Annotated in this window: 26 protein-coding genes and 2 pseudogenes; 18 read left to right on the top strand and 10 right to left on the bottom strand. The window is 70.2% G+C overall.

The features are described 5' to 3' along the window. The first annotated feature begins 5 nt into the window (after positions 1 to 5). From QE428_RS01890 to QE428_RS01880, 3 genes are all read left to right on the top strand, one after another. Positions 6 to 1886, top strand: coding sequence for an FAD-dependent monooxygenase (locus tag QE428_RS01890; RefSeq protein WP_307462502.1), 1881 nt, complete (start codon positions 6 to 8; stop codon positions 1884 to 1886). Positions 1887 to 1973: 87 nt separating this feature from the next. Next, positions 1974 to 2579, top strand: a complete 606-nt coding sequence (locus tag QE428_RS01885; protein ID WP_065569810.1) for a DUF1349 domain-containing protein — start codon at positions 1974 to 1976, stop codon at positions 2577 to 2579. Positions 2580 to 2681: 102 nt separating this feature from the next. Then, positions 2682 to 2918: a PLDc N-terminal domain-containing protein gene (locus tag QE428_RS01880; protein WP_091356199.1), complete on the top strand. Its 237-nt coding sequence runs from the start codon at positions 2682 to 2684 to the stop codon at positions 2916 to 2918. A gap of 89 nt (positions 2919 to 3007) precedes the next feature. On the opposite strand, the gene QE428_RS01875 is transcribed toward QE428_RS01880, so the two are convergent. Further along, entirely contained in the window at positions 3008 to 4666 is a 1659-nt protein-coding gene (locus tag QE428_RS01875) for a thiamine pyrophosphate-binding protein (protein WP_307462498.1), read from the bottom strand. A gap of 161 nt (positions 4667 to 4827) precedes the next feature. Here QE428_RS01875 and QE428_RS01870 point away from each other — a divergent pair, with 161 nt between their 5' ends. The 11 genes from QE428_RS01870 to QE428_RS01820 all read left to right on the top strand — a co-directional run bounded on the left by QE428_RS01870 (position 4828) and on the right by QE428_RS01820 (position 10415). Continuing rightward, a complete protein-coding gene (locus QE428_RS01870) occupies positions 4828 to 5169 on the top strand; it encodes a DUF6054 family protein (RefSeq protein ID WP_307462496.1) in 342 nt (113 codons plus the stop codon). Between the two features lie 13 nt (positions 5170 to 5182). Then, positions 5183 to 6208: a DNA glycosylase AlkZ-like family protein gene (locus tag QE428_RS01865; protein WP_307462494.1), complete on the top strand. Its 1026-nt coding sequence runs from the start codon at positions 5183 to 5185 to the stop codon at positions 6206 to 6208. Between the two features lie 102 nt (positions 6209 to 6310). Beyond that, the gene (locus QE428_RS01860) at positions 6311 to 6862 is read left to right on the top strand and encodes an RNA polymerase sigma factor (RefSeq protein ID WP_307462493.1); all 552 of its coding nucleotides are present in this window, start codon (positions 6311 to 6313) and stop codon (positions 6860 to 6862) included. Beyond that, positions 6859 to 7437, top strand: a complete 579-nt coding sequence (locus QE428_RS01855) for an Asp23/Gls24 family envelope stress response protein (protein ID WP_307462490.1) — start codon at positions 6859 to 6861, stop codon at positions 7435 to 7437. The genes QE428_RS01860 and QE428_RS01855 overlap by 4 nt, the downstream gene beginning before the upstream one ends. A 4-nt stretch (positions 7438 to 7441) precedes the next feature. Further along, complete coding sequence (locus QE428_RS01850; RefSeq protein WP_231916467.1) at positions 7442 to 7792, top strand: hypothetical protein; 351 nt, start codon at positions 7442 to 7444, stop codon at positions 7790 to 7792. A gap of 139 nt (positions 7793 to 7931) precedes the next feature. Then, complete coding sequence (locus tag QE428_RS01845) at positions 7932 to 8405, top strand: Asp23/Gls24 family envelope stress response protein (RefSeq protein WP_091359704.1); 474 nt, start codon at positions 7932 to 7934, stop codon at positions 8403 to 8405. Continuing rightward, positions 8402 to 8590, top strand: a complete 189-nt coding sequence (locus QE428_RS01840) for a DUF2273 domain-containing protein (protein ID WP_091356180.1) — start codon at positions 8402 to 8404, stop codon at positions 8588 to 8590. Before QE428_RS01845 ends, QE428_RS01840 begins: the two co-directional genes overlap by 4 nt. Next, positions 8590 to 8985 carry a hypothetical protein gene (locus tag QE428_RS01835; RefSeq protein WP_091356174.1) on the top strand — a complete coding sequence of 132 codons (396 nt, stop codon included), beginning with the start codon at positions 8590 to 8592 and terminating at the stop codon, positions 8983 to 8985. The genes QE428_RS01840 and QE428_RS01835 overlap by 1 nt, the downstream gene beginning before the upstream one ends. Continuing rightward, positions 8982 to 9566: a DUF6286 domain-containing protein gene (locus QE428_RS01830; RefSeq protein WP_307462485.1), complete on the top strand. Its 585-nt coding sequence runs from the start codon at positions 8982 to 8984 to the stop codon at positions 9564 to 9566. The genes QE428_RS01835 and QE428_RS01830 overlap by 4 nt, the downstream gene beginning before the upstream one ends. Next, complete coding sequence (locus QE428_RS01825; protein ID WP_307462483.1) at positions 9563 to 10177, top strand: hypothetical protein; 615 nt, start codon at positions 9563 to 9565, stop codon at positions 10175 to 10177. The genes QE428_RS01830 and QE428_RS01825 overlap by 4 nt, the downstream gene beginning before the upstream one ends. Positions 10178 to 10238: 61 nt before the next feature. Beyond that, positions 10239 to 10415, top strand: a complete 177-nt coding sequence (locus QE428_RS01820; RefSeq protein ID WP_091356164.1) for a CsbD family protein — start codon at positions 10239 to 10241, stop codon at positions 10413 to 10415. A gap of 121 nt (positions 10416 to 10536) precedes the next feature. Here the strand turns inward: QE428_RS01820 and efeB are convergent, their stop codons facing one another. The 4 genes and pseudogenes from efeB to QE428_RS01800 form a co-directional block, all read right to left on the bottom strand. Beyond that, positions 10537 to 11841, bottom strand: a complete 1305-nt coding sequence (efeB, locus tag QE428_RS01815) for an iron uptake transporter deferrochelatase/peroxidase subunit (RefSeq protein WP_307462480.1) — start codon at positions 11839 to 11841, stop codon at positions 10537 to 10539. After that, the gene (gene efeO / locus QE428_RS01810; RefSeq protein ID WP_307462479.1) at positions 11838 to 13076 is read right to left on the bottom strand and encodes an iron uptake system protein EfeO; all 1239 of its coding nucleotides are present in this window, start codon (positions 13074 to 13076) and stop codon (positions 11838 to 11840) included. Before efeO ends, efeB begins: the two co-directional genes overlap by 4 nt. Continuing rightward, on the bottom strand, positions 13073 to 14023 hold the full coding sequence (gene efeU / locus QE428_RS01805) for an iron uptake transporter permease EfeU (protein ID WP_307462476.1): 951 nt from the start codon (positions 14021 to 14023) through the stop codon (positions 13073 to 13075). Before efeU ends, efeO begins: the two co-directional genes overlap by 4 nt. Positions 14024 to 14175: 152 nt before the next feature. Next, positions 14176 to 15610: pseudogene (locus QE428_RS01800) on the bottom strand (helix-turn-helix domain-containing protein). Positions 15611 to 15720: 110 nt separating this feature from the next. Between QE428_RS01800 and QE428_RS01795 the strand changes: the two are divergent. Continuing rightward, positions 15721 to 17622, top strand: coding sequence for a phosphoenolpyruvate carboxykinase (GTP) (locus QE428_RS01795; protein ID WP_307462474.1), 1902 nt, complete (start codon positions 15721 to 15723; stop codon positions 17620 to 17622). Between the two features lie 71 nt (positions 17623 to 17693). Here the strand turns inward: QE428_RS01795 and QE428_RS01790 are convergent, their stop codons facing one another. Together QE428_RS01790 and QE428_RS01785 are read right to left on the bottom strand one after the other, a co-directional pair. Continuing rightward, complete coding sequence (locus tag QE428_RS01790; RefSeq protein WP_307462471.1) at positions 17694 to 19568, bottom strand: ABC transporter ATP-binding protein; 1875 nt, start codon at positions 19566 to 19568, stop codon at positions 17694 to 17696. A 4-nt stretch (positions 19569 to 19572) separates the two neighbouring features. Beyond that, a complete protein-coding gene (locus tag QE428_RS01785; protein ID WP_065569826.1) occupies positions 19573 to 19785 on the bottom strand; it encodes a transcriptional regulator in 213 nt (70 codons plus the stop codon). A gap of 104 nt (positions 19786 to 19889) precedes the next feature. On the opposite strand from QE428_RS01785, the gene QE428_RS01780 reads away from it, so the two are divergent. The 3 genes from QE428_RS01780 to QE428_RS01770 are packed head-to-tail and all read left to right on the top strand — an operon-like array spanning position 19890 to position 22527. Further along, complete coding sequence (locus QE428_RS01780; RefSeq protein WP_307462468.1) at positions 19890 to 20831, top strand: ABC transporter ATP-binding protein; 942 nt, start codon at positions 19890 to 19892, stop codon at positions 20829 to 20831. Beyond that, a complete protein-coding gene (locus QE428_RS01775; protein ID WP_307462466.1) occupies positions 20828 to 21709 on the top strand; it encodes an ABC transporter permease in 882 nt (293 codons plus the stop codon). Before QE428_RS01780 ends, QE428_RS01775 begins: the two co-directional genes overlap by 4 nt. Next, positions 21706 to 22527 carry an ABC transporter permease gene (locus QE428_RS01770; RefSeq protein ID WP_133400261.1) on the top strand — a complete coding sequence of 274 codons (822 nt, stop codon included), beginning with the start codon at positions 21706 to 21708 and terminating at the stop codon, positions 22525 to 22527. Before QE428_RS01775 ends, QE428_RS01770 begins: the two co-directional genes overlap by 4 nt. 9 nt (positions 22528 to 22536) lie before the next feature. On the opposite strand, the gene QE428_RS01765 is transcribed toward QE428_RS01770, so the two are convergent. The 3 genes and pseudogenes from QE428_RS01765 to QE428_RS01755 form a co-directional block, all read right to left on the bottom strand. Beyond that, entirely contained in the window at positions 22537 to 23529 is a 993-nt protein-coding gene (locus tag QE428_RS01765) for an NADP-dependent oxidoreductase (RefSeq protein ID WP_307462464.1), read from the bottom strand. Between the two features lie 129 nt (positions 23530 to 23658). After that, positions 23659 to 25107 (bottom strand): MFS transporter, encoded by a 1449-nt coding sequence (locus QE428_RS01760; RefSeq protein ID WP_307462462.1) that lies wholly within the window; start codon positions 25105 to 25107, stop codon positions 23659 to 23661. 171 nt (positions 25108 to 25278) lie between these two features. Further along, positions 25279 to 25630 (bottom strand): annotated as a pseudogene (locus QE428_RS01755) (Fe-S protein). Between the last annotated feature and the right edge of the window lie 22 nt (positions 25631 to 25652).

Below are 25652 nucleotides of genomic sequence, written 5' to 3'. Positions count from 1 at the left end.
GAACCATGCAGTTCCACCACCACGGCTACGTCTCGGGAGATCCGCGGGTCCTGCCCGCCGCCGGCACCGGGATCGGCCGCCCCGAGGAGCTCCCCGACGAGACCGACGTGCTCATCGTCGGCTCGGGCCCGGCGGGGATGCTGCTGGCCGCCCAGATGTCGCAGTTCCCGCAGGTCTCGACGCGCCTCATCGAGCGGCGCACCGGCCGGCTCGAACTGGGTCAGGCGGACGGCATCCAGCCGCGGTCGGTGGAGACGTTCCAGGCGTTCGGGTTCGCGGAGCGGATCATCGCCGAGGCGTACAACATCGGCTACATGAACTTCTGGGGCCCCGACCCGGCCGATCCGAGCCGCATCCGCCGCACGTCGCGGACCGACGACTACGGCCTGAAGATCAGTGAGTTCCCGCACCTCATCGTCAACCAGGCGCGTGTGCTCGACTACTTCGCCGAGGCCGCCGCGCACGGTCCCGGCCGGATCGTGCCCGACTACGGCGTCGAGTTCGTCGGGCTGGAGGTGCCCGAGGATGCCGGTGCCCCCGTCGCCGTCACAGTCCGCCACGTCGGCGGCCCGCGTGCGGGGGAGGAGCGCGTGATCCGGGCGCGATACGTCGTCGGTTGCGACGGCGCCCGGAGCGGTGTGCGCCAGGCGATCGGTCGCGTGCACGTCGGCGACGCGTCGAAGCATGCCTGGGGCGTCATGGACGTGCTGGTCGACACCGACTTCCCCGACTGGCGCATCAAGTGCGCCATCAACAGCTCGGCGGGGAACATCCTCCACATCCCCCGCGAGGGCGGGTACCTCAGCCGCATGTACATCGACCTCGGCGCGGTCGCCGCGGACGACAACCACCGCGTCCGCGAGACGCCCATCGAGGAGGTCGTCCGCCGGGCGAACGAGATCCTCCACCCGTACACGATCGACGTGAAGCAGGTCGCCTGGCACAGCGTCTACGAGGTCGGGCACCGCGTCACCGACGGGTTCGACGACGTCCCCGAGGGCGTCGATCGCGATCCGCGGGTCTTCCTCACCGGCGACGCCTGCCACACCCACAGCGCCAAGGCCGGGCAGGGCATGAACGTCTCGATGCAGGACGGGTTCAACCTGGGGTGGAAGCTCGGTCACGTGCTGACGGGGCTGGCCCCGGCATCCCTCCTCGCCACCTACGGTGCCGAACGGCGGCCCGTCGCGCAGCAGCTGATCGACTTCGACAAGGAGTGGTCGTCGCTGATGGCGCGCAAGCCCGAGGAGATCACCGATCCCGAGGACCTCGCGACCTACTACCTCGCGACCGCCGAGTTCCCCTCGGGGTTCATGACGCAGTACGGGGCCTCGGCGATCGTCGCAGGGGCCGAACACCAGGACCTCGCGACGGGGTTCCCCCTCGGCAAGCGACTGAAGTCGGCCGAGGTCGTCCGGGTCGCGGACGGCAACGTCGTGCACCTCGGCCACCACGCGACCGCCGACGGGCGGTGGCGCGTGTACGCCTTCGCCGACGCCTCGGGCGAGGACCTCTTGGCGTGGGCGGAGTGGTTCGCCTCGGCATCCGGTCCGATCGCCCGGCACACGCCGGCGGGCGCCGACCCCGACGCCGTCTTCGACGCGAAGGTGATCTACCCGCGGCGGTACGAGGAGGTCGAGATGGCGGCGGTGCCCGCCGTGTTCCGGCCGCACTCGGGGCCGCTCGGGCTCATGGACTGGGAGAAGGTCTATGCGACCGGACCCTCGACCTGGACGGACGTCGACATCTTCGCCGAGCGCGGGATCTCGGCGCGCGGCGCGGTCGTCGTCGTCCGCCCCGACCAGTACGTCGCCGCCGTCCTGCCGCTGGCCGCGACCGCCGAGCTCGGCGAGTTCCTGGCCGGTGCCTTCCGTCCCGCCGACTGAGACGCGACGCGTCGAGCCGTCGCAGATGGCCGCTTTCGCGGCATCCCGCCGACCATCTGCGACGGCTCGATCTGATAGAAACGCGGCATGCGCCTTCCTGACCTGCCCTTCGAGCTCCACGCCTCCGACGAGTCCGGGTGGACGCTGAGGGGGACGGTCCTCGAGGGGGTCGCCCCTGCCGGTACGGATCTGTTCGTCGATCCCAGCGGGACGACCGGGGTCGCCGCGGAGACACTGCTCAACGCGAACACGCTCCTCGGCGCGCCCCCGGAGGGCGACTTCACCCTCGTCGCTCGGGTGCGTCCCGAGCATCACGCGACGTTCGACGCCGGGGTGCTCCTCGCGTGGGTCGACGACACGAACTGGGCCAAGCTCTGCGTCGAGCGGTCCCCGGCGGGCGAGTCGATGGTCGTCTCGGTCGTGACCAAGGGGACCTCCGACGATGCCAACGCGTTCCTCCTCGACTCGTCCGAGGCTCGGCTGCGGATCGCGCGGGTGGGGAACGTCCTGGCGTTCCACGCCCACGACAGGGGCGTCTGGACCTTCGTGCGCGCGTTCACGCTGCCGGGTGTCTCGGACCGACTGAGAGTGGGTTTCGAAGTGCAGAGCCCAACCGGCGAGGGATGCCGCGCCGCGTTCGACGAGGTCGGCTTCGAGCGCCGCACCGTCGCGGACCTGCGCAGCGGCGACTGAGCGGCGCCCCGACGTCTCGGCGAGCCGAGCCGACGCGAACTGCACCCACGCGGCGGGAATGAGCGCCGTTCGTGTCGGGTCGAGCGCCGCTAGGGTCGGGGTGTGGACACCGTGAACCCCCTGCTCCCGGCCGGATACGACATCGTCTGGTCGGTCGTCGCTCTGGTGGCGGCCGTGCTGGCGATCGTCGCCCTCGTCTCGCTCACGCGGTCGGCGCGGCGGCTGACGTCGACGCAGGCGCTGGTGTGGGTGCTCGTGGTGCTGCTGGTCCCGGTTGCGGGTCCCGTCGCGTGGCTCGCAGTCGGCCGACGAGCAGGGATGCCGCGACGCGAGGCGTGAGCGGGACGCTCGCCGTCGACCCGACGCAAAGTGCGGCCAAACCGGCGCGTTGACGACAGTTCGCGTCGGCTCGACGCCTGGCCGGCGCCTCAGCGCCGCAGGTTCACCTGCAGGATCTCCTCCTGGTAGGGGGCGCGGACGGCGCCGGAGACCCTCAGGTCGAGCAGCAGGAACGGCCGCTCGTCGGCGGGGAGCTCGCGCCAGCGCGCGAGCGCCTGCAGGTCGTCGAGCGTCCGCACGATGACCCCCTCCGCCCCGACGGCGCGCGCGAGGCCGGCGAAGTCGACCTCGGGGATCTCCATCGGCCCGCGGGCGAGGCCCATGACGCCGTAGAGGTGGACCTCCGCGCCGTACGCACCGTCGTTCCACACCACCGCGAGCCCGCGGCCGCGCGCCACGCGCACGGCCGACTCGAGGTCGGCGATCGCCATCAGCCCGCCGCCGTCGCCGGTGGTCAGGACGATGGTCGACTCCGGCCGTGCGCGAGCGGCACCCGGCACCGACGGGAAGCCGAGGCCGATCGACTGGTACGCCGTGCCGATCATCATCATCCGGTCGGGCGAGGCCACCGGCCAGAACATGTTCGCCCAGCCGATGAAGTGCCCGCCGTCCGAGACGACGACCCGGTCCTCGGGCAGCAGCTCCGCGATCGCCGCGGCGGCGCTCCGGGGGTCGAGCCGTCCGTCGGGCGCGAGACCGTCGCCGGCGTCGTACGTCCGGAGCCCCGCGACGTCCACCGCCTCCCGCCAGCCCGACGGCGCCCCGCCGAGCTGCTCGAGCTCGTCGGCGAGCGCGCGCGCCGCGAGGGCGGCATCCGCCCGCAGATACCGGCCGACCTGCGGATGAGTCGCCGCGGCCGCCACATCGACCTGCACGATCGTCGCGTCGGGAGAGAACAGCTCGCCGAACCGCATCGTGAACTGGTTGAGCGATGCCCCGAACACCACGACGACGTCGGCCTCGCGGATCGTCGCCATCGCGCCCTCCGCCCCGAATCCGCCGGTGACCCCCAGATCGTACTCGGCGCGCGGGAACACCCCACGGCCGAGGGCGGTGGATGCCGTGAGTGCCCCGACCGCGTCGGCGAGGCGCCCGAGCTGCTCGCCGGCGCCCGCCGTCCACGCGCCGCGGCCGGCGAGGAGCAGGGGTCGCTCGGACGCCGCGAGCGCACGGGCGACGGCCGTGACCGTCGCCAGCGCGTGCGGTCCGGTCGGGGCGAGGGGCGCGGGCAGGACGGGATCGGGCGTCGCCGGGATCTCGCCCGCGTCGCGCCCGCCGACGTCGTAGGGGATCGCCAGGACGACGGGGATGCGGAACGACAGCGCGTGCTCGATCGCGATGACCGTCGTGGCCGCGGCATCCGTCCGTCCCACGGTGTACGTGCGTACTCCGACGGCCGACGCGAGCGACAGCTGGTCGACGTCCCACGGCCGCGGGCCGGAGGTCGGTTCGTCTCCGACGACGAGCACGAGCGGCACGCGCGCCTGCGCGGCCTCGGCGAGCGCGGTGAGCGTGTTCGTGAAGCCCGCCCCATACGTGGATGTGGCTGCGGCGAGGCCGCCGCCGGCGCGGAAGTGCGCATCGGCGGCGACGACCCCGCCGGCCTCGTGGCGGACTGCGGTGAACGTCACGTCGTCGCGCCGCTCGAGGGCGTCGAGGACGAGGGCGTTGCCGTTGCCCATCACCCCGAAGACGTTATCGACGTGGGCGGCGAGGGCGGCGGCGACGTGGGCGGCGACGGTGGGCATGACAGCTCCTGGAGACGATGACGACGGATGCCGTATATGTCTCGCGCTCCGCGACGATGCGGGTGGCTGCGTGCCCCTTTTCCGAGCACCAGGACCTCGAGCGGTCCCGGACGCCACAAGTATAGGCACGCGGAGAGGCGCGCCCGTGGCACACTGCGATCATGCTGCAGACGATGGAGATCAGCCTCACGCCGTTCGACGCTGCCCGGATCGTCCTCGACCACGTGCAGTCGTCGGGGATGACGGTCGAGTGCGTGGGACAGCACGCGACGGCGACGGATGCCGGGCATCAGAGCGCGCTGCTGATCTTCGAGAAGTACTACATGCGCACGAGCAGTCGGGCCTCGCTGACGGTGCTCTTCGAGAACCTGGCGGGTCCGTCGAAGGTCGTGTTCCGCGGCTCGGGCGGCGGGGAGGGCGCTCTGTTCCGCTTCGACTGGGGCGCGAGCGCCGATTTCGCCGCCACCGTCGTCGATGCGCTCCAGCCGTACGCGACGGCCTGACGCGGGCCGACGAATGGATGCCGCAGAGGTCCGCAGCCGGCGACTCCGGTCGCACCTGCTCGCCGAGCCGGCGGCGACCGTCACCGACGTCGCGGGCCGCCTTTTTGCGGTGCAGGCGCAGGATTTCGCTGCGGGCCGGTTGGCCCTCGGCATCCGTACCTCCGGCGAGGTCACCGTCGGCGAGGTCGACCGCGCGTTCGACGACGGACGCCTCGTGCGCGCCTGGACGCAGCGCGGGACCCTGCACATCGTCGAGCCGGCCGCCGTCGGCGCCATCCTCGCCGTCACGGGCGAACGGCAGGCGCGCGCGTACGGGATCGACGCGGAGGTCCTCGATCGCGGCGAACGCGTCTTCCGGACCGTGCTCGCCGCGGCAGGGTCCCTGACGAGAGCGGCGTTCGTCGACGCGCTCCAGCGAGACGGCATCGCCGGGTCGGTCACGGCGGGCAGCCGCATCCTCACCGCGCTGTCGATCCGCGGCGTCCTCGCCCTCGGCCCCGTCGTCCCGCGCGAGGAGGGCGTCGCGCGGGAGCAGTACCTCGTCGCCCTTCCTCCCCCCGGCGCCGCCTCGGAAGATCCGACGGCGGACCTCCTGATCGCCTACCTCCGCGGGCACGGGCCTGCGTCGAGCAGCGACTTCGCGTGGTGGGCCGGCCTGCCTGCGGGTGCAGCCCGCGCCGCGGCCGATCGGGCCGAGGAACGGCTGATCTCGCTCGGCGACGGGCTGCTCGCCCTGCCCGACACGGGAGGGGCAACCCTCGTCGGGACCGTGGCCCTCCCCGCCTTCGACGAGTACGTCCTCTCCTACGCCGACCGGTCGGTCGGGATGGGCGCCGGCGACCGGCTCACGGTCGGACCCACCGCCAACGGAATGGTGCGTCCCGTTCTCCTGCGCGGCGGTGTCGCCGCCGGGACGTGGGCTCTGTCGCTCGCTGCCGGCAGCCGCGGCATCCCGGAAGCGACACTCTTCCCCGCCGAATCGGATGCCGGAGTCAGCGAGGCGCTCGCCCGGGTTCGCGGCTTCTTCGGATTCGCTTAGCGATCCTCGCGTCGTTGCGCAACAAGTTCTTGCTCTCTTCCGGCCGGATTACCGTGCTCTCATGCGCGCCGATCCCGGCGGGCCCGTCGAAGGGAGAGCATGATGCCCTCTCTTCCGCGCGATGTTCCCGACCGGATCCTCGTCGAGCGGGCCATCGACGGCGACGCGGTCGCGTTCGGTGAGTTGCTCCGGCGTCACTCCTCGCTGGTCCGCGCCTACGTCTACCGCATCGTCGGCTCGATGGCCGACACGGACGACGTCGTGCAGGATGCGTTCGTCACGGCCTGGAAGCAGTTGCCGACCGTCCGGGACCCGGCGGCCTTCCGGTCGTGGCTCATGCGCATCGCCGGCCGCGAGGCACTCGCCGTCGCCACGCGCAGGTCGAAGGAGGATCCGCTCGATGAGGCGATCCTCCCGGCGTCGTTGCAGGCGCAGCCGGAGCGGACGGCCATCCAGAACGACCGCTTGGCAGCCCTGTCGAGAGCGCTCGATCGACTGAAGGAGGATCAACGCCGATGCTGGTTGCTGCGGGAAGTCGCAGAACTGAGCTACGCCGAGATCGCAGAAGAGATGACCATGACCGAGAGCACCGTCCGAGGAGTGCTCGCCCGCGCGCGGGCGAGCATCGCGATCGAGATGGAGGGATGGCGATGACCGACGACGACTCCGCGCTCGACTGCGGCCGCACCATCGAGCACCTCAGCAGGTACGTCGAGGCCGGTCGCACGCCGCGCGACCCCCACATCGAGTCGTGCCCCGACTGCCTGAACGCGATCGAAGCGCTCGAGCGCGTCGGCCAGTTGTCCCGCGACCTGCTGGCGGATGACGCAGAGCGGATGCCGCGCCCTCCCGAGAGCTGGTTCGAAGGGATCCTCTCCGTCATCCATTCCGAGCTCCGCGCCGGTCGCAGCTTCCCCATCCATCACCCCGACCCCCGCGTCACGATCACGGTCACCGAGGGCGCCGTCCGCTCCCTGGTGCGATCGAGCGCCGACGAACTCGACGGCATCTACCTCGGCCGAACCGAGATCGTCGGCGACGCCGAGACCCCGGGTGCTCCGGTGCGTATCGAGCTCACGGCATCCGTCGCCTGGGGGAAGTCCATCCCGGAACTCACGAGTTCCCTGCGCACCCTCGTCTACCGGGTGCTCGCCGAGCACACCGAACTGAATGTCACCGCCGTCAACGTCGCCGTGGATGAGCTCCACGGAACAGAAGGGAAGGAGTGAGCACATGACCGGACCGCTCTCCACCGACCACCCCGCGGACAACCCCGACGGACAGGCCGACCAGCTCGACCTCGTCGCGCGCGTCCGCGCCGTCGACGGTGTGACCGACGTCTACTCGCCCCGATCCGCCATCAGCCGCGTCCCGGGGCTGATCGCGGCGGCCGCCGGAGCCGCCGACGACCGCATGGCGGAGATCGCGGTGACCGTCCGGGACGGGATGCCGCTCGTCGCCGCACGGATCGCGACAGCCTCGCACGACAACACGCCCGCTGCTGCCCGCCGCGTCGCCGATGCACTCCTGACGAACACCCCGGAGGACGCGCAGATCAGCATCCAGATCGCCCGGATCCACTAGGCCGAACCTCTCCTCGAAGATTCTCCGAACTTTTTTGTGACGAATCGGGACGCCGGTCCCTCTTATGTACGAGGCCGAAAGCAACGGCCCGAGACGCGGAACCCGCGTCGACAAGATCGTTCGAGAAAAAGGAGACATCATGGCCACCGAGACCCCGAAGACCACCACCCCCGCCGTGACCGGAACCGGCCGCGTCGACCGCACCTTCCCCACCGCGGAGGAGACCTCGTCCGCGACGAGCGGCACGACCGTCATCGCCGATGGCGTGGTCGCCAAGGTCGCCGGTATCGCCGCCCGTGAGATCCCCGGTGTGCACGCCCTGGGCGGCGGCGGAGCCCGCGCTCTCGGCGCCATCCGCAACGCGATCAACGCGACGGACCTGGGTCAGGGCGTGAAGGTCGAGGTCGGCGAGACGCAGGCTGCCGTCGATCTCACGATCGTCGTCGAGTACCCGACGCCCGTCCACCAGGTCGCGTCGCAGGTCCGAGACGCCGTCGCCGGCGCCATCACCCGCCTCGTCGGACTCGAGGTCGTCGAAGTCAACGTGACCGTCGACGACGTGCACATCCCGGGTGACGAGGACGAGGAGCACGAGGAGTCGCGCGTCTCATGAGCACCACTGTCATCGGCGCCCTGACCGGCGCCATCCTGGCCGTCGTCGGTCTCGTGTTCGGGTTCTGGGGATTCCTCCTCACCGCCCTGTTCATGGCCATCGGCGCCGTGATCGGGCGAATCGCGTCGGGCAAGCTCGACGTCCGAGCCGTCACCGACGCCTTCACGGGACGGCGCACCTCCTGATGCGTACCGACACCGACGGAACGGCGGGCGGCGGGTCCGTGCGACCCGCCGCCGCGGCCCCCGGCGTCGCCGGCCGTACCGATGTCGCCGAGCGTGTGCTCGTCGGCGTCGCGCGGGCGGTGTCCGCCGATGTCATCGGCGTCCCGCGGGGCGAGGTCTCCGTGGGTGTCGCCGATCGGCGGGACGGCATGGCTCTCAAGGTTTCGAGCCCCCTGCCCGTCCCCGACCTCGATGACCCGGACGCGGTGCGCAGCACCGTCCCCGTCCTCGAGCGCGCTGCGCAGATGCAGGAGCAGCTGCGCGAGCGACTGACCCATCTCCTCGGGCGTGATGTCGCCCGTGTCGACATCACCATTACCGGTGCCCGGATGCCGGAAAGGAAGCGTGTGCGATGACCACCCCCGTGCTGCGTCGCGTCGTCCGCCGCGAGACCCACTCGCCGCGCAGCGTCGCGTTCGCCGTCGTCGTCCTCGTCGGGATCGTGCTGGCCCTGTACGTCGCGGTCGAGCTGATCCTCGCCCTCGCGTCCCAGACTCCGCTGCTCGTGCGGCCGATGACCGCCCTGGAGTGGCTGGCGGGGCTCCCGGGCAACGCGCCTGTGGCGGCCGGCGTCGCCGGAGGTGTGGCCGTGGCGGCTGTGGGCCTCTGGCTCGTCATCCTGGCCATCTCGCCGGGGCGCCTGTCAAAGCACGAAGTGGATGCCGGCGGCCGCGTCGCCGTCATCGACAACGGTGTGCTCGCTTCGGCGCTGGCGCAGCGGGTGAGCGACGAGACGGGGATCGCCCGCGACCGCGTGACCGTCGGGGTCGCCCACCGCAGCGTGGATGTCTCCGTCCGGCCGGGAGCAGGCATCCCGATCGAGAAGTCCCAGGTCGCGTCGTTCGCGGAGGCGGAGGTCGCCTCGCTGAAGCTCGCGCGCCCCGTCCGCACCCGCGTCCGCATCGACCGCACCGATGACGAGGAGAAGGTGGCATGAACGGCACGAACCGAGCGCTGAACCGCACCGTGGTCCTGATCGTCGGACTCGTCCTGCTGATCGGCGGAGGAGCGGCGGCGACGGCAGCAGCCGTCCCGGCCGTGGCCGACGTGTGGACCACGACGGGTAAGACCGTCGTCGACGGGCTCCGCGCCGCCGGCGACGCCACGACGATCGCCGGCACCACGCTCAGCTGGGCCGTGATCGGTGCGACAGCCGTCGCGATCGTCATCGCAGGCGTGCTGTTCGCGAGCCTCACCACCCTCGTCAGCCGTCGCACCCGTACGGTCCTGCGCTCGAGCGGATCGCAGACACCGCTCGGCCGGGTCACCGTCACCGAGGGATTCGCCGCCGACGCGGTCAAGAACTCGCTCGCCCGTCAGGACGGCGTGCTCTCTGCCTCCGTCACGGCTCATGCGGTCAAGCAGGAGCCTGTCCTCCACGTGAGCGTGACGGCTCGTCAGGGGGCCGACCCCCGGAGCCTCGTCGACGACGTCGACCGCGTCATGGACGGGCTGGCGGCTGTGACCGGCGCGGAAACCGCTGCGTACATCTCCGTCCACGGGGGGCTGCGAAGCAGACTCGCCACCGACGCACCGCGGGTCAGCTGACCCGCCCCGAGCCCCGGTCCAGGCACCGGTTAACCACCCACCACACAGAAGGGAGACCCTCATGGGACTCGACGACAAGATCAAGAACGCCGCCCAGGACATCACCGGCAAGGCGAAGGAAGCGATCGGCAAGGCCACCGACAACGACAAGCTCGTTGCCGAGGGCAAGGCCGACCAGACCAAGGCCGACGCGAAGAAGGCCGGCGAGAACGTGAAGGACGCCTTCAAGAAGGACTGATCTTCACCACTCGCGCCATCGGGCAACTGGGGGGCGGCGCGAGAAGAGCGGGGAGCACGAGGGGACCGTGCTCCCCGCTTTCGCGCGCCGACGGGGCGCGCACGTCGACCCGGGGTCGTCCTCAGCCGAACAACCCCGCTCCCACGAACGATCCGCTCTTCGCGCCGGGCGGGATCACCCAGATGCCGGACGCGATGTGCCGGACGTACTCGTTCATGAGGTCGGTCGAGAGGGCCCGCTGGAGCGTGACGAACTGGTCGGGGCTCCGCTGGTAGGACAGGAAGAACAGCCCGGCGTCGAGGCGACCGAGACCGGTGTTACCGTCGACGTAGTTGTACCCGCGCCGGAGGATGCGGATGCCGCCGTTGAGGTCCGGATGGGCGAGGCGCACATGCGAGGCGTGGTCGATGGCGGGGGAGCCGGCGGCATCCTTCGTGCGGAAGTCCGGCGCCGTCGTCTCCTTCCCGCCCGACAGCGGCGCGCCCTCTGATTTGTCGCGGCCGATGATGCGCTGCTGCTCCGAGAGCCGCACGCGGTCCCAGGTCTCGATGAGCATCGCGACCTTCCGCGCGACGAGGTACGAGCCGCCGGCGAGCCAGGCGGGTTCGTCCGTCCCGCCGACCCACACGTGGTCGGCGAGCGCGGCGGTGTCGTCGGCCAGGATGTTCGCGGTGCCGTCCTTGAACCCGAAGAGGTTGCGGGGTGTCGCCTGCGCGGCCGTCGTCTTCGAGGTCTTGCCGAATCCCAGCTGCGACCACCGCAGGCGCGCACGCCCGAACGCGATCCGGCTCAGGTTGCGGACCGCGTGCACGGCGACCTGCGGATCGTCGGCGCACGCCTGGATGCAGAGGTCGCCGTTCGACGCGTCGGGCGCGAGGTCGTCGCCGAGGAAGGCGGGGAGCTTCGCCAGACCGCGCGGCCGCTGCGACGCGATTCCGTAGCGATCCTTTCCGTCCTCCGTCTCGAAGAGGGTCGGACCGAAGCCGATCGTGATGGTGAGGCCGGATGCCGGCAGCCCGAGGGCCTCACCGGTGTCGTCCGGCGGCGCTTCGGGTGATCCGCCGACGGCGCCGGTCGCGCTCACCTGGAGCCCCTGCGTGATCCGGGCCGCGGCGTAGCTCCAGTCGGTCAGGAGCGACCGCAGGTCATCCCGGCTGGTGCCCTCCATCATGTCGAAGGAGGCGAAGTGCAGATGGTCCTGCATGGGCGTCGTGATGCCCGCCTGATGCGTGCCGAAGAACGGGTGGACGGATGCCGCCCCCTCCTGCTCCGCACGCTCGCGCCCGACCGCGACGCCGACCGCCGAGCCCGCACCCGCACCGAGCGCGAGGCCCGCGGCGCCGACCCCGGCGGCCAGACCGAACAGGCCGCGCCGGCTGAGCGACGGTCGAGCGGCCTCCTCGGGTGACGATTCCTCGGTGCTCATTGCAGCACGGTCGAGGTGAGACGGGACAGGGGCTCGGCGAGAGCGTTGATCAGGTCGGTGAATTCGCGCTTGTCGTCCTCGGTGAGGGTCTTGTAGGCGACGAAGCCCTCATCGAGGGAGCCGTGGGCGGCGAGTGCGGCGTCCAGGTCGTCGTAGCGACGAGCGATCTCGGTCGAGAGCTTCTTGCCGTCCGAGCCTGCGGCCGCGGCGAAATCCTCCACGAGGGAGAACGCCATCTTGGAGCCTTCGACATTCGCCGCGAAGTCGGACAGGTCGGTGCCCGACCACCAGTCCTCCTCGCCGCTGATCTTCCCGGTGGCCACCTCGTCGAGCAGCGCGATCGCGCCATTGGAGATGCCGGCGACGCCCTGGGCGTCCAGTGCCTTCTGGAACTCCTCGGAGTGCACGTAGTCGTTGAGTTCGCCGACGTCCGCGATCAGCTTGTCGCCGTACGTCGCACGTTCCTCGGTCGTCGACGGAGCCCAGTCCTGCCATGCCGGCGTCTCGCCGTCCGCGTTCAGCGCATCCTTCTTCGGGACCCACAGGTCCTTCTCGATCCTGTGGAAGCCCGTCCAGTCGAGGCCTTCCGCGACGGCATCCACCTCGCGGTAGTCGATGCGCGGGTCGAGGTCGCCGAGGGACTCGGCCACCGGCTCGATGCGCTCGTAGAATGCGCGCACCTTCGGGAACTGCGCGCGGGCCTCGTCATCCTCCCCCGACTCGTACGCCGTCGTGAACGCGTCGACGGCGGGCACGAGCTGTTCGACCTGGTCCTTGACGAACGCCGCGTACAGGTCGACGGCTTTCTGCTTCTGCTCGGCGTCGTCGCCGGTGGCGGCGACGGTCCCGCCTGTCACGCTGAAGTCGGCTCGTCCCACTCCCTCGCCGACCATGCCCGGCTTGCAGAGCGTCTTGTACTGCCCCGGCTGCGCGACGACGGTGAGCGTGCGTTCGGCACCGGGGGCGATGTTCTCGACCTCGCCGATGATGCGCAGCCCGTCTTCGGCGAGGAGGTAGAACTCGCTGATCTGCGAGCCGGTGTTGGACACCGCGAACGTCAGCGTCCCGCTCGTGGCCGACGCGGCCGAGACGTCGCACGTCGAGTCGGTGGAGGTGACGGTGAGTGCATCCGCGTTCGCGACCTCGGACTTCGCGACGCATCCCGAGAGGACGAGTGCGCCGAGCGCGGCGAGGGCGAGGGCGGCGTGCACCTTCGTGAGACGGGGGCGGGTCATGATGCTCCTAGGGATGCGTGACGGGATGCGATGGTGTCGGTGGAGGCAGCGGGAGCCCGGCGCGGGCGCCCGATCAGGCCGCGGACGAAGAAGGTGCCGACGACGGCGAGGTAAAGGGCCCAGGCGATCACCTGGAGCCAGGTCATCTCGGGCATGAAGCCGACGGTCGCCTGCAGGATCGCGGCGAGCGCGCTGCCGGGAGGGATCTGCCCGCTGACGTCGAACGCCCATCCGAAGGGGAACCCGGCCCACCCCACGCCGACGGCCCCCGTCGCTGCGTCGATCGTCGCCGCGTCGGAGAACGGCCCGGGGAGGACGCCGGCTTCCTGCAGATCGTGGAATGCGTACGCCAGGACGCCGGCCGCGACGATGACGAGGAACCCGCCGGTCCAGGCGAAGAACCGTCGGAGGTCGAGCCGCACGGCCCCGCGGGCCAGCAGCCACCCGAGGACGACGGCGACGGCGAGTCCGAGCACGGCGCCGAGCCAGCCCGGTCCCTCCTGGCCGGCGGTCTGCACCATCGACCAGAGGAACAGTGTCGTCTCGATGCCTTCGCGCGCCACGGACACGAAGCCGATGAGCACGATCCCCCAGAAGCCGCCCATCGCGAGCGCGCGGTCGACGCCGCTCTCGAGATGGGAGCGCATCGTCCGTGCAGTCCGCTGCATCCAGAAGATCATCCACGTGACCATCCCGACCGCCAGCAGGGACAGCAGCCCGCCGAGGAGCTCCTGGGCCTGGAAGGTGAGCGCGTAGGCGCCGAAGGTGAGGACCGCACCGATGACGAGCACGAGTGCCGCAGCGAGACCGACCCCGGCCCAGAGCTTCGGCAGGACGTCGCGGCGTCCGATCCGGACGAGGTAGGCGACGAGGATGCCGACGACGAGAGCGGCCTCGAGGCCTTCGCGGAGGCCGATGAGGAAGGGAGGGAGGAGCGACGCGAGCACGGGTATCTCTTCGGGTGTTCGGGAGTGAGGCCGGTGCCCGCTGCCCCGTCGCAGCCCGTCCGCGGACCTGCTGCACGAGACGGCAGATTAGGTAAGGCGAACCTCACTCGCGTGAGCGTACACCCGCTGCGCGGTGGCGCTCAACACGACGCTCAGGCGTGTCGATCCAGGAACGCGTAGACCTCGCCGTCGTCGACACCGGGGAACATCCCGCTCGGAAGCGGGGAGAACATCTGCATGTGCACGCGGGCGCTCGGCCAGGCCTTGCCCTGCCATCGCTCGGTCAGCGACGTGTCGGGTCGCCGGCAGCACGCTTCATCCGGGCAGGTCGAGGTGGCCCGCTTCTGCGTCTCCCTCCCGCGGAACCACCGTGCGTCGTCGAACGGCACCCCGACCGTGATCGAGAACTCGCCGTCTGCGGTCGTGCCGGTCTGGCTGGAGCACCAGAACGTTCCGCTGGGAGTGTCGGTGTACTGGTAGTGCTGCGGTCGTGCGGTTCTGCTCGGCGAAGGCGGACCGCGCTGCGAACTTCCGGCACACCATCTGGCCCTCGACCGATCCGGTCACATCCATCGGCAGGGGGAGGCCGTCGTTCTCGTACACGCGGTTGATCGCGCCTGCGCCGTCGACGCGCAAGAAGTGCAGCGAGATGTCGAGATGCCGCGTCAGGAGGTTGGTCATCCGCATCGCCGCGGCTTCGTGCGTGACGCCGAACGCATCGCGGAAGTCCTCGACGGCGAGGTTCCGATCCTTCTTCGCCTGCGCCAGGAAGGCGACCGACGCGGTCTCGGGCATGAGGCAGCAGGCCGCGTAGTAGTTGATCTCCAGGCGCTGCTGCAGGAAGTCCGCGTAGTCGGTCGGGGGCGTGTGTCCGAGCAGGCGGTGCGCCATCGCCTGGAGGGCCATCGAGCGCAGGCCGTGACCGCCGGGAATGGATGCCGGGGGCAGATAGATCCGCCCGTTCTCGAGGTCGGTGACCGATCGCGCCGAGTGCGGCAGGTCGCTCGCGTAGATCAGCTCGAACCCGAGCTGCTCCGCCATGATGCTCACCGTCCGGTGGGTGAGGGCGCCGGTGGTGTGGCCGGCGGCCTTCAGCTTCTTCTCGGCGAGCTTCTCGATCTCGGGCAGGTAGTTGTCCTGCTCCCGCATGCGCAGGCGCAGCTCGGTGTTGGCACGGCGAGCCTCTTCGGGCGTCGCGATCGACTCCCGCTCGCGTCGTTCGAGCTCGCGGTGGAGGGCGAGGATCCCCTCGATCGTCTCGTCCGACATCGTCTTGGTGACCCGTACGGGCGGCACGCCGAGGCGGCGGAAGACGGGGCTCCGCTGCGCGCGCTCGAGATCGAGCTCCAACGCGGCACGGCGGTTCGGCGGCTCGGTGGAGAGGAGGTCGGCGACATCGGTCCCCGTTGCGGCGGCGATCGCCTGGAGGACAGAGAGCTTCGGCTCCCGCTTGCCGTTCTCGATGAGGCTGAGCTGGCTCCCGGCGATGCCGACGATCGCCCCCAGTTCGTCGAGCGTGTACCCGTGGGCGGTCCGCTGGTGGCGGATGCGGTGACCAAGGGTCGAGAGCTGGAGGGGCGTGGCCATGATCTTGATGTTAGCGAAAGAAAACCGATTCTTGACGCCGCCGAGTCGCGAAAAACTGGTCGAACGACGCGCACAGTGGAAGCACGTCCACCCCGACCGAGGAGCGCCGAATGGCCATCGCAGACCTGTTCACCCGCCCCATCCGCACCGGCTCGACGCCGATCGTCGCCCATGGGACGACGGCGCCCACCGGCATCCGTCCCCGCGCCACCGGCGATGCCATGGCCGCCCTCCACGCCTGGGTCGACGAGATCGCGGAGCTCACGCAGCCCGCCCGCATCCACTGGGTCGACGGCTCGGCCGCCGAGAACGACGCCCTGCTGCGCCAGCAGGTCGACGAGGGCAAACTCATCAAGCTCAACCCCGAGTGGCGTCCCGGTTCCTACCTGGCGCGCTCGCACCCGAGCGACGTCGCCCGCACCGAGGGTCGTACGTTCATCGCCTCTGAGCGTGAAGAGGATGCCGGTCCCACCAACAACTGGATCGCGCCCGACGAGATCCGCGCGACCATCACCCCGCTGTTCGAAGGCAGCATGCGCGGTCGCACGATGTACGTCGTGCCGTTCTCGATGGGCGCCGTCGGCGGCCCGCTCTCGCACATCGGCGTCCAGGTGACCGACAGCGCCTACGCCGTCACCTCCATCGGCATCATGACGCGCGTCGGCGCCGAGGTGCTGCAGCAGATCGCCGACGGCAAGCCCTGGGTCAAGACCGTGCACTCGGTGGGAGCGCCGCTCGCCCCCGGACAGCAGGACGAGGCCTGGCCCTGCAACGACGAGAAGTACATCGTCCACTTCCCCGAGACGCTCGAGGTCTGGTCGTTCGGCTCCGGCTACGGCGGCAACGCGATCCTCGCCAAGAAGTGCTTCGCCCTGCGCATCGCCTCGGTCATCGGCCGCGACGAGGGCTGGCTCGCCGAGCACATGCTGCTCATCCGCGTCATCGACCCGGCCGGCAAGACGTACCACGTCGCCGCCGCCTTCCCCTCGGCCTGCGGCAAGACGAACCTCGCCATGCTGCGTCCGACCATCCCCGGCTGGCGGGTCGAGACGCTCGGCGACGACATCGCCTGGCTCCGCCCGGGCGAGGACGGTCGCCTCTGGGCCATCAACCCGGAGGCCGGTTTCTTCGGCGTCGCGCCGGGGACGGGCGAATCGACGAACGTGACGGCGGTCGACACCCTCTGGGGCAACACGATCTTCACGAACGTCGCGCTCCGCCCCGACGGCGACGTGTGGTGGGAGGGCCTCACCGACGAGGCGCCCGCCGAGCTCACCGACTGGGAGGGCAAGCCCTGGACCCCGGCATCCGGTCGTCCCGCCGCCCACCCCAACTCGCGCTTCACCGTCAGCGCGGGGCAGTGCCCGCAGATCGCCGACGACTGGGATGCGCCCGAGGGCGTGCCGCTCGACGCGATCCTGTTCGGCGGACGCCGCGCCACCAACGTCCCGCTGGTCGTCGAAGCCACGGACTGGACCCACGGCGTCTTCATGGGCTCGAACATCTCCTCCGAGCGCACCGCTGCAGCCGAGGGCCTCGTCGGCGAGCTGCGCCGCGACCCGTTCGCCATGCTGCCGTTCTGCGGCTACAACATGGCGGACTACTTCGGCCACTGGCTGAAGGTCGGTCAGAAGCTGCGCTTCGACCGGGCTCCGCGCATCTTCCAGGTCAACTGGTTCCGCAAGGGCTCGGACGGGCGCTTCCTGTGGCCGGGCTTCGGCGACAACGCCCGCGTCATCGACTGGATCATCCGCCGCATCGACGGGTCCGTCGGCGCCGTGGACAGCCCCGTCGGGCGCCTGCCGAAGACCGACGACCTCAACCTCGCGGGGATCGAGGTGCCGCAGACGGACCTCGTCGAGCTGTTCGCGGTGGACCCGGCATCCTGGCTCGCCGAGGCCGACCTCACCGAGGAGTTCTACCGGACGTTCGGCGGCAAGGTCCCGCCCGCCCTCTACGCCGAGCTCGCCGCCCTGCGCTACCGCCTGCAGCGCGCGCAGCAGGAGGCCTGACCCTCCGCACGCCGAGACGTCGCAGATGGTCGCCTTTCCTCGCGGGAGGCGACCATCTGCGACGTTTCGCGTCAGACGAGCAGCTGACGAGCGGCGAGGTCGCGATAGAGCGGGACGTCGCGGATGAGCTCGTCGTGCGTGCCCTGACCGACGACGCGGCCGTGGTCGAGCACGACGATGAGGTCGCTGTCGACGACGGTCGACAGCCGGTGGGCGATGACGACGAGCGTGCGCCCGGCGGCGACGGCGTCGATCGCCTCGCGCATGCGCTGCTCGTTGAGGCCGTCGAGCGACGACGTCGACTCATCGAGCAGGAGGATCGGGGGAGCGGCCAGCAGCGCGCGCGCGATCGCGAGACGCTGACGTTCACCGCCCGAGAGCATGACCCCCGCCTCGCCGACGGGAGCCTGCAGGCGCAGCGGCGACCGTTCGAGCACCTCGGTGAGGTTCACGGCCTCGAGCACGCGCTCGCAGTCCGCGTCGGACGCGTTCGGCGAGGCGAGGCGCAGATTGTCGGCGATCGTTCCGGCCAGGGTCGGGGCGTCCTGCTCGACGTATCCCAGACGCGCGCGCAGCGAGAGCCGGTCGAGCGCACGCGCGTCGACGCCGTCGACGAGGACGGCGCCCGAGGCCGGGTCGTAGAAGCGCTCGATGAGCGCGAGAGTCGTCGACTTCCCCGCGCCCGACGGACCGACGAGCGCGACGCGCGAACCGCGCGGTACCCGGAACGAGACACCGCGGAGGACGGTCGACTCGGGTTCCGGCTCGGCGTCCTCGGGGAGCGGTGCCCGAGCGTCGGCGAGCGTCTTGAGCGCCTCGTCCTGCGCATTCCGCCGGGCGCGGACGACCGCGTCGGGGTACGAGAAGTGCACGTCGCGGAACTCGATCGCGGCCGGGGAGCCGGCCTCGGGCGCCGCCGCGGACGCGGCGATCGCGGCATCGTCGGCCGTCTCGTCGGGCAGGTCGAGGACCTCCTGGATGCGGCCCAGCGCGCCGAGTGCTTGGTTCACCGAGGTGATGGCGCCGAAGAACGACGCCAGCGGCTGCACGAGGAAGAACAGGAACATCACGAAGACGACGAGCTGAGCGATCTCGATCGCGCCGGATGCCACGCGGAACCCGCCGACGCCGAGCACGACGAGCAGCGAGACCTGGAGCGCGATGCCGGCCACCGGCACGACGATCGCGGAGGCCTTCGCGACCTTCACGCCGGCGTCGTACGCCTCGCTCGCCGTCGCCGAGATCGTGTCTTGCTCGCGCGACTCCGCGCCGGACGCGCGGATGGTGCGGATCGAGCCGATCGCCCGTTCGACGCCCGAGGCGAGCGCCCCCACCTTCTCCTGCTGCACCGACGTGGCTCGACGGATCCGACCGCTCAGGATGCCGACGACCGCCGCGGACGCACCGATCACCACGACGATCAGCAGGAGCAGGACGGGGTCGATCACGAGCATCGCGATGATCGCGCCGACGAAGATCAGGGCGTTGCCGATCGAGTCGGCGAAGCCCTGCGTGAGGACGGCGTAGAGGAGCGTCGTGTCGGTGCCCACTCGTGAGACGAGATCGCCGGTGCGGCGAGCGTCGTACTCCTGCACCGGCAGGCGCAGGAGCTTCGCGATGAGGCGGCGACGGCTCGAGTAAACGACGGCGGTGCCGGTGCGCTGCAGCAGGTAGTGCTGGAACCCGCCGACGAGGGACGACACCACGACGAGTCCGACCAGGACCCAGACGAGGATGCCGAGGGCCTGGCCCGCCTGCACGCGGCCGATGACGTCGCCCACCAGGAGCGGCTGCACGAGGGTCGCGGCCGCTTCGAGCACACTGAGGACACCGACAACGACGAGGACGCGCTTGTGCTCGAGGAGGAAGGGCAGGAGCTGGCGGAGGCTGGCCCGGGGGCCGTCGTCCTTCGAGGGGCGGCGCAGACCGCGGCGGGGCGTGGACATCCCTCTATCTTCCCCCGTACTTCTTATGGGCAGCTTGCTTGCTGACGCCCAGCGCGCTGGCGACCGCCTGCCAGGAGTAGCCCTGGACGCGTGCGCGTCGCACCTGCGCCTCCTCGGCACGCGCGAGTTCGCGCCTGATCTCGGCGAGACGATGCAGCTCGGCGATCGGTTCGCCGTCGGGCGACGAACCGATCAGGGTCCGGATGTCGGTGGTCATGTCATCGCCTTCCTTTTGCGTCAACGTTAATTGACGCATGCGCGGGTGTCAATATTGGTTGACGGTCACCCTGTCGTGTCCCAGCCCGTCGATAGTGTGGTCCGGTGCCAGAACCCGTGATCCGCGCCGAAAGCCTCGTCAAGGCCTACAAGAGCAAGGGCAAGCCCGACTTCGTCGCCGTCGACGGACTGTCGTTCGAGGTCGCCCCGGGGGAGTCCTTCGGCCTCCTCGGTCCCAACGGCGCCGGCAAATCGACGACCATGAAGATGATCGGCGCCGTCTCGACGCGCACAAGCGGCGACCTCTCGATCCTGGGGCTCGACCCGGACCGGTACGGCCCGGAGATCCGTTCGCGCCTGGGCGTCGTCCCGCAACAGGACAACCTCGACGGTGAGCTCAACGCCCGCGAGAACCTGTACATCTACGGCCGGTACTTCGGCCTCCCGGGCAGGGTCTGCGCCGAGAAGGCCGACGAACTGCTGGCGTTCGCCCAGCTCGAGGACAAGGCGAAGAACAAGGTCGACCAGCTGTCCGGCGGCATGAAGCGCCGGCTCACGATCGCGCGCGGGCTCATCAACGATCCGCGCATCCTGCTCCTCGACGAGCCCACGACGGGCCTCGACCCGCAGGCGCGTCACGTGCTGTGGGACCGGCTGTTCCGCCTGAAGGAGCGGGGCACGACGCTGGTCCTCACGACCCACTACATGGATGAGGCGGAGCAGCTCTGCGACCGGCTCATCGTCGTCGACAAGGGCCGCATCATGGCCGAGGGGAGCCCGTCGACCCTCATCCGCGAGCACTCCAGCCGCGAGGTGCTCGAGGTGCGCTTCGGTTCGGATCGCAACGAGCAGGTCGCCGCGCAGCTGCAGGGCATCGGCGACCGCGTCGAGGTGCTGCCCGACCGCATCCTCGTCTACGCCCACGATGGCGAAGCCGCCCTCGAACGCGTGACCGCCTCGGGTCTGCAGCCGATGACGAGCCTCGTCCGGCGTTCGAGCCTGGAGGACGTCTTCCTCCGCTTGACCGGACGGTCGCTGATCGAATGAGCGACACGACCGAGGCGGCGCAGCCGACGCTCGACGAGCTGCGCGCCGAGGCGATGCAGTGGGGTCGCAAGCCCCGGCGTCGCGGCAGCTGGTACGTCACCGAGCACATGGTCCGTGCGATGCGCGCGTACGGATGGACGATCGTGGTCGGCGCGCTGGGCCAGCCCGTGCTCTACCTCCTGGGGCTCGCGGCCGGACTCGCCGCCCTCATCCAAGCCCCCATCGACGACCGGGGCGTGCAGGTCGACTACCTCGTCTTCGTCGCCCCCGCCCTGCTCGTCACGGCGGCGATCTCGGTCGCCTCGGAGGAGATGACCTATCCGGTCATGGCGGGGTTCAAGTGGCGTCGATACTTCTTCGGGTTCAACGCGTCGGCGCTGTCGAGTCCTCAGATCGCGAACGGCGTCATCATCGGGGCGGCCGCGCGGATGGCGTTCGCGGTCGCGGCGTACTACCTGTTCATCTGGCTGCTCGGCGCCCTCGGCATCGGCTGGACCACCGTGCCGAACCCCGAGACCGGCTGGCTCGCGATCCCGGCGGGTCTGCTCGCAGGTCTCGCCTTCGGCATCCCGCTCATGGCGTATGCCGGCTCGATCGAGGACGACAAGGGGCAGTTCGCCCTCGTCCAGCGCTTCATCTTCATGCCGATGTTCCTGTTCTCGGGCACCTTCTACCCGCTCGAGACCCTGCCCGTCTGGCTCCAGTGGATCGGGTGGGTCTCGCCCCTGTGGCACGGTGCCGAGTTGGGGCGCCTCGCCACCTACGAGGCCGCGGTGCCGCCGGTGATGGTCGTCGTCCATCTCTCCTACCTGCTCGTCCTGTCGGGGGTCGGCTACTTCTGGGCACGGAAGGTCTTCATCGAGAGGCTCGCGAAGTGAGCGTCGCGACGGTCGAGGCCGCCGCCCGCCGCGGCGGCGTGCGCGCCCTGTGGGCGGGCAATCCGGGCGCCGTCGTGCAGCGCGGGTTCCTCGCCGCCCGATCCTCGAGCTGGGCCGTCGTCCTGTCCGGTTTCTTCGAGCCGGTGTTCTACCTCGCCTCGATGGGGCTCGGGCTCGGGTCGCTCATCGGCGACGTCCAGACGTCTCAGGGCGTCGAGGTCAGCTACGCCGCCTTCATCGCACCGGCGCTCCTCGCCGTCTCGGCGATGAACGGCGCGATCTACGACTCCACCTGGAACGTCTTCTTCAAGCTGAACTACGGCAAGCTCTACGAGGGCATGCTGGCGACCTCGCTCGGACCGCTCGACGTCGCCCTGGGCGAGATCCTCTACGCGCTGCTGCGCGGCCTGCTGTACGCGACGGGATTCATGATCGTCATGCAGGTCCTGGGGCTGAACCTCGCGTGGACGGCGATCCTCGCCATCCCCGCCGTCCTGCTGATCGCCTTCGGTTTCGCGAGCCTCGGCATGGCGATCACGAGCTACATGAAGACCTTCCAGCACATGGACTGGATCACCTTCGTGCTCCTGCCGATGTTCCTGTTCTCGGCGACGTTCTACCCGATCACCGTCTACCCCGGGTGGGTGCAGTCGATCGTCATGGCGCTCCCGCTCTGGCACGGCGTCGAACTCATCCGCGGGCTGACGACCGGCATCCTGTCCGTCGGGATGCTGTGGCACGTCCTCTACTACGTCGTGATGATCGCCGTCGGGCTCGTCTTCACGACGAAGCGCCTGCGCGCCCTGTTCCTCGACTGAGGATGCCGCTCAGCGGCCGGATTCCATGACGTCGCGCGCCTTGCGGATGCGACGGGGGTTCACCGGGTGGGTCGCGAGCACGACCTTGCCCCGGGAGTGCAGCTTCAGCAGGTCGTCGTACGCCTCGGCGACATCGGCGAGCGGGTAGAAGCCCGACACGAGGACGTTCACCACCCGCTTCTCGGCGAGGTCCACGACCTTGCGGAGCTGGTCGGTGCCGTGCGCGACGGCGTCCGGTTCGTCCGACAGCAGGGCGACCTCCCGGTCGCGCCGGTCGGCGCTGGAGCGGAACTTCCCCGCCGGGACGCCGAGAGCCTCGGCGATGTCCTGACCGTCCTGGCCGAAGTTGTCGATGTAGGCGCTGACCCCGTCGGGCGCGAGCGCCCGGATGCGGTCGACGATGCCTTCGCCATAACGCACGGGCTTCACCCCGAGCTGACGCAGGTAGTCGAAGTTGCGGTCGCCGCACGTCCCGATGACGCGGGCGCCTCGGTGCATCGCGATCTGCGCCTCGATGCTTCCGACGCCGCCGGCCGCCGCCGAGATGACGACGGTGTCGCCCGCACCGACTTTGAGCTCGTCGAGGATGTCGAGCGCCGTCGTCCCGGCGAGGTAGAGGCCGCCCGCGGTCTCGAATGTCACGTTCTTGGGCTTTCGGGCCAGACGGCCCACGGGCACTGTGAGGTGGCTCGCCTGTGCTCCGGAGCGGACGTGACCGACGACGTCGCTGCCGACGGGGAAGCCGGCGGTGTCGGGGCCGACGGCGATGACGGTTCCCGCGAAGCAACTGCCCGAGCGGCGGGGGAAATCGTCGTCCCATTCCTTCTCGGCGCCGGAGCGGACGAAACCGTCGATGTGGTTGAGGCCCATCGTCATCACCTCGACGGTGACCTCGCCCGGACCGGGTTCGGGCAGGTCGCGGGTGACGAGGTGCAGCACCTCGGGTCCGCCGGTCTGGTCGTACTCGACGACCGATGCCTGGGTCACCTTCTTGATCGCCATCGCTTGCTCCTCGTGTGCCTGTGGGACCGACGATAAACCCGGACCCACGCCCAGGGGAGCTCTTGACAGAACGGATGCCGCGGCCCTCCCGGTGGGGTGGGCCGCGGCATCCGACGGTTCAGGTGAAGGTCAGCGCGTGCGCAGCTCCGCGTGTCCGATGTTGGTCTCGTACTCGACGTCCTTCGTCTCCTTCGAGAGCCACAGGGCGATGAAGGTGAGGACGGCCGAGCCCGTCAGGTAGACGCCGACGAGCCACGGCGAACCGCCGGCGGCGGCCCACAGCGCGGTCGCGACGATGGGCGCCAGGGCTGCACCGAGGATCGACGACACGTTGTACGAGATCGCCGAGCCGGTGTACCGGACGTTCGTCGGGAACAGTTCGGGCAGGAGGGCTCCCATGGGGCCGAAGGTCGCACCCATGAGCATGAACCCGAGGATGAGGAAGCCCTGCACGAGGGCGCCGGTGAACTTCGGGTCGACCTGCGGCAGGAGGAACACGTTGAACAGCAGACCGAAGACGCCGATCAGGCCCGTGATCCAGAGCAGCAGCCGGCGGCGGCCGATGGTGTCGGCGACGGGGCCCGACAGCAGCGTGAAGATGCCGAAGAAGATGACGCCGACGATCTGCATGATGACGAAGTCCGTGTACCCGAAGCCGAGGCCGGGCACGTACGTCGCGGCGTCGAATGCCGTTCCGGTCGCCTCTGCGGCCGCGGCGGCGCCCTCGGTCGTCGCCTTCGTGCCGTAGGCGAGGGTGAACGCGGTCATCAGGTAGAAGAGCACGTAGGTCGCCAGCATGATGAACGTGCCGAGGATCAGCTGCTTCCAGTGCCGGCGGATGACTTCACCCAGCGGGAACTTGCGGATCGCGCCGGTCTTCTCGGCCTTCGCGAATGTCGACGACTCGACGAGCTTCAGGCGCACATAGAGACCGACGATGACCATGACCGCCGAGAACAGGAAGGGCACGCGCCAGCCCCACGCGAGGAACGCCTCGGAACGCTGTGCCGGGCCGTCGGGGTGGGGGAGGGCGAAGTAGATCGCGAGGAAGACCGAGTTCGCGATGATGAAGCCGATCGGAGCGCCCAGCTGGGGGAAGGTGCCGTACCAGGCGCGCTTGCCCTTGGGGGCGTTCTCGGTCGCGACCAGTGCCGCACCGGACCACTCGCCGCCGAGCGCGAAGCCCTGCGCGAGACGGAGAACGAGCAACAGGATCGGAGCGACGATGCCGACCTGATCGAAGGTCGGCAGGAAGCCGATGAGGAACGTCGCGACGCCCATCGTGAGGAGCGAGCCCACGAGGGTGGCCTTGCGGCCGAACTTGTCGCCGAAGTGACCGAAGATCACGGCGCCGACGGGGCGCGCGACCATGGCCGCGCCGAAGATGCTGAACGAGAGCAGCAGGTTGGTGGTGTCGTTCCCGGCGGGGAAGAACAGGATGGGGAAGACGAGGACGGCGGCGGTCGCGTAGACGTAGAAGTCGTAGAACTCGATCGTCGTGCCGACCAGGCTCGCGGTGATGACGCGGGAGCGTGGATTGGCGGGTGCGGCGGATGCCGCGGGTGCTGCGGATGACATGCGGGGGACCTTCGGAATGAAGCGGTGGGTCCTCATGGGACGCGTCGGCGGCGGATGCGCTCGCAGGGGTGTCGCGAGGGCATCACAGCACTGGGATCACCGAGGCGCCGACGGAGTGGTCGACGCGCAAACCTCCACCCTACTCCCGCGCTGAACCGCGGGAAGCCCCGGTCAGCGCCAGATGACGGCGAGACCCGCGTTGACGAGCGTCAGGATGCCGATGGGCCAGAAGATCCCGGCGGGGACCGAGCCCGTCTTCCGCAGCCGTCCGGCGCCGGCGCCGAGGAGCCCGCCGATGAGCACGAGGATGACGAGTTTGATGCCGATCTTCGCGTAGTTGAGGTCGTGGTCGAGTCCCCACGGAGCCGACAGTGCGAGACCGGCGATGAGAGCGATGCCCAGGGCCCCAGTGCATGATGCGCGTCACGCGCCGCTGGCCGACGAGTTCGACCACCCACGCGCCGAAGAGCGTCGCGAAGCCGATGAGGTGGACGAGAACGACGATGCTGCGCAGGGTCTCCATGCCCTCAGGCTACCTGAAGGTG

The sequence above is a fragment of the Microbacterium sp. SORGH_AS_0505 genome, assembly GCF_030818715.1.
Taxonomy (GTDB): Bacteria; Actinomycetota; Actinomycetes; order Actinomycetales; family Microbacteriaceae; genus Microbacterium.
This window is presented reverse-complemented; position numbering and strand designations above follow the sequence as displayed.